The 3,449-nt window shown below is 66.9% G+C and carries 4 protein-coding genes; all 4 read right to left on the reverse strand.

Annotated features, from left to right (window positions below; genetic code table 11):
* A partial coding sequence (locus tag GF405_02105; GenBank protein ID MBD3366951.1) for a hypothetical protein occupies positions 1–530 on the reverse strand: 530 nt, incomplete at its 3' end.
* Positions 531–557: 27 nt separating this feature from the next.
* Positions 558–767 (reverse strand): MetS family NSS transporter small subunit, encoded by a 210-nt coding sequence (locus GF405_02110; GenBank protein ID MBD3366952.1) that lies wholly within the window; start codon positions 765–767, stop codon positions 558–560.
* The gene (locus GF405_02115; protein MBD3366953.1) at positions 683–2,164 is read right to left on the reverse strand and encodes a sodium-dependent transporter; all 1,482 of its coding nucleotides are present in this window, start codon (positions 2,162–2,164) and stop codon (positions 683–685) included. The genes GF405_02110 and GF405_02115 overlap by 85 nt, the downstream gene beginning before the upstream one ends.
* A gap of 123 nt (positions 2,165–2,287) precedes the next feature.
* Positions 2,288–3,190, reverse strand: a complete 903-nt coding sequence (gene cysK, locus GF405_02120; protein MBD3366954.1) for a cysteine synthase A — start codon at positions 3,188–3,190, stop codon at positions 2,288–2,290.
* Positions 3,191–3,449: the final 259 nt, after the last annotated feature.

Consider the following 3,449-nt stretch of genomic DNA (forward strand, 5'->3'; position numbering starts at 1 on the left):
CGGTCGGTCCGGGCGGCCGTCACCCAGGCGGCCGCGTCCGCGTGGTACGTGCCGTCAGACAGCGCTCGTCCGGCGGCGGTCCAGGCTGCGACACCGCCATCCAGGACGGCGGCCCGTCGCGCGCCCGAGAACTCGGCCAGCCAGAAGGCGAGCGCCGCCCGCTCGGAGAGGGCGTCGGCTCCGTAGAAGATGATGCGTTCGTCGCCGGCCAGGCCGATCCGCGAGAAAACGGCCGGTCCGCTCTCCAGAGCGTCGGGGTCGAGCGCGAGGTGAACCGCTCCGGGCAGATGCCCTGCAGTGTAGTCGGTCAGCTCTCGGACGTCCACGACCGCCAGGTCGCCGCCCATGTGCTCGAGAAGCCACGTGACGTCGACGGCGGCGTCGTGGCTGCTCTCCTCACCATCATCCGCCCACGGCGGCCACGCCGCGGCCACGGGGAAGACGCCGGATACGAGCGATGCGATCAGCAGGACCGTCAGCACAGGCTTCACGGCCCTGCGCGGGTCACGTTCAAGCTCCCTGCGTCTCATCACGACGCCCTCCGGGTTCCGGCCAGGCTACTCGGCGTCCCCGCGCGACGCTTCCTCGCGGCTCTTCCTGATGGCGATGCGCACACACCAGAAGAAGCCGCCGTACAGGACGAGTCCGACAATGATGGCCGTCACGATGGCTGATGTCGGCATCAGACCTCCTCCTTCCGGCCGCGGTTCCACGGGATCGACGTGATGAAGACGGCGATGGCGATCAGGAGGACCCATACGCCCCATCCGCCGACCCACAGGGCCCACTGCGGATAGTCGCCGTAGGGAACCCTGAACTCATCGATCGCGTTGGCGATGATCGCCCAGCCGAGGATCGCGGGTGTAATCCACTTGATGAAGAGGTCCCACCACCATCCGATCTTGAAGTCCGAGACCTCGTTGATGAACGCCTTGAGTTTCTTCGTCCCGAAGAACCAGCCGATCGCAATGCACTCGAGCAGTCCGATGAAGACGAGTCCGTAGTTGTTCATCCAGTGGTCGACGATGTCGAGCCAGTAGAACCCGGCGCCCGTCACGTAGATCAGCCCGACGAGAAAGCCGAAGACGCAGAAGATGGCCGTCGCGCGCTCCTGCGACATGTGCCACTTCTCGCGGAGTCCGGCGATGGCCCCCTCGACGATGGAGAAGGCGGAGTCAATGCCCAGTGTCAGAAGCGTCAGGAAAAACATGATCGCGATGACCGGCGCGAGCGGCATCAGACTGATGGCCGTCGGGTAGATGACGAACGCCAGCCCCGGACCGCCCTGCACGACGTCGGCGATCGGCACGCCCTGGGCCTGCGCGAGATATCCGAGGACGCTGAAGACCGAGAAGCCCGCGAAATAGGCGAACCCCGCGTCCGCGAAGCATGTGATGAACGCGTTGTTCGCAACATCTGATCGTTTCGGCAGGTAGCTGGCGTACGCCGTCAGCACGCCGAACCCGAGCGTCAGCGAGAAGAAGACCTGCGCGTAGGCGGCAAGCCACGTCTCCGCGTTGAGGAGCGCTGAGAAGTCCGGCGTCAGGTAGTATCTGAGTCCCTCGACCGAGCCCGGCAGCGTCAGGCCTCGGATCATGATGAGCACGAGCAGGATGAACGGCAGCGGCACGGTGACGAGCACGACCTTGCCGACCCGCAGGACGCCCTTCTTGATGATCCAGTAGATCGCGAGCCAGGTCACTGCGAGCCCGGCCAGGACCGGCCAGGAGATCCCGCCGAGCGTGCCGGGACTGTCGGTCACGCCGAGGATGCTGTCGAAGAAGCCCTGCGGATTGTCACACCACGGCTGCCAGATCGAGCAGGCGAGGTAGTCCCAGGACCAGCCCATGATGGCCGCGTAGTAGATGGATATGCTCGTCCCGATGGCGAGCGCCCACCAGCCGACGAACTCGGCGGGCTTGCCTCCCGCTTCGCTCAGCGAGCCCGGCGACGACCTCAGGAAACGCTGGCCGAGGCCGAACTCAAGGATGACGAGCGGGATGCCGGCGGTGAGGAGAGCCACCAGGTAGGGAATCAGAAAGGCGCCGCCACCGTTGTCGTACGCCACCATGGGAAACCGCCAGAGGTTCCCCAGGCCGATGGCGCTCCCGACGGCGGCCATGATGAACGCCGGGCGGCTGACCCAGCGGTCGCTGTTGGCCATGGACTCCCTCCAATCGTTGCGGAGTGCCCTGCATGCCTGTTCGCGTTGTTATAGGGCCGGACGGCCCGGTCGTCAAGTGGGTTTCAGACGGAGCCGTCAGGCCGTCGTGAACGGCCGCGCCCGTCAGTCGTCGGTTGCAGACCGCTCGTCGAAGAGGCCGGTCGAGAGGTAGCGAAGCCCTCCGTCGGGAAGAACGACGACCACCCTCTCGCCCGGTGAGGCGACCGAGAAAGCCGCGGCCAGTGCGGCACCGGATGATATCCCGGCCAGGATGCCCTCCTCACGGGCGAGCCGCCTCGTCATCGCCGCCGCTTCCTCGTCGGTCACCGTGACGACCCGGTCGATGAGAGAACGGTCGACGACTTCCGGAACGAAGCCGGCTCCGATGCCCTGGATCCCGTGGCTTCCCGGGCGACCGCCGGAGAGGACCGGCGAGGCCGCGGGCTCGACCGCGACCACGGTGACATCGGGACGCCGCTCCTTCAGGTACCGCCCGACACCGGTGATGGTGCCGCCGGTGCCCACCCCAGCGACGAACGCATCCAGGTCGCCCTCCGTGTCGTTCCAGATCTCCGGCCCCGTGGCGGCCTCGTGTGCCGCGGGATTGGCTGGGTTGCCGAACTGGTTGAGGAAGATCGCATCGCCGGTGCGTTCGAGGATCTCGTGGGTCCTGTCGACCGCGGCGCTCATGCCACCGTCGACGAGAACCAGCTGCGCTCCGAGCGCGGCGAGGAGCTGTCTGCGCTCCCTCGATGCGCCCGCCGGCATGACGAGGATGACGCGATAGCCCCTCGATGCTCCGGCGAACGCGAGACCGACGCCGGTGTTCCCGCTCGTCGGCTCGACGATGGTCGAACCGGGGCTCAGACGACCCTCCCGCTCAGCCCGTTCGATCATGGCGACGGCCACCCGGTCCTTGACGCTCCCCAGGGGATTCATCGACTCGAGCTTCGCGAGGATCGTCACGCCGTGCGGGGCCAGTCGCCTGAGGCGGACCAGAGGCGTCCCACCCACTACGGCTGTGATGGTCGGGGTATCGGCTGCCACGTTCCCTCCTCTCGGATCATGGGAACTCTAGCCTCTGCGCCGTCCCGAGTCCAGCCCGACGCTGCGCCGAACGGGCAAGACGAGAAGAGCCCGGGCTCCTCGTACTGAGGGACCCGGGCTCCGGGTGGGCCGGGACGGCTCTCCGTCCCGTTCGATCCCCACTACTTCAGCAGAACGACCTTCGTCGAACCGGTGAAGTCCTCGCTCTGCATACGGCAGAAGTACACGCCCGAGGCGA

It is taken from the genome of Candidatus Effluviviaceae Genus V sp. (assembly GCA_014728125.1).
Lineage (GTDB): Bacteria > Joyebacterota > Joyebacteria > Joyebacterales > Joyebacteraceae > WJMD01.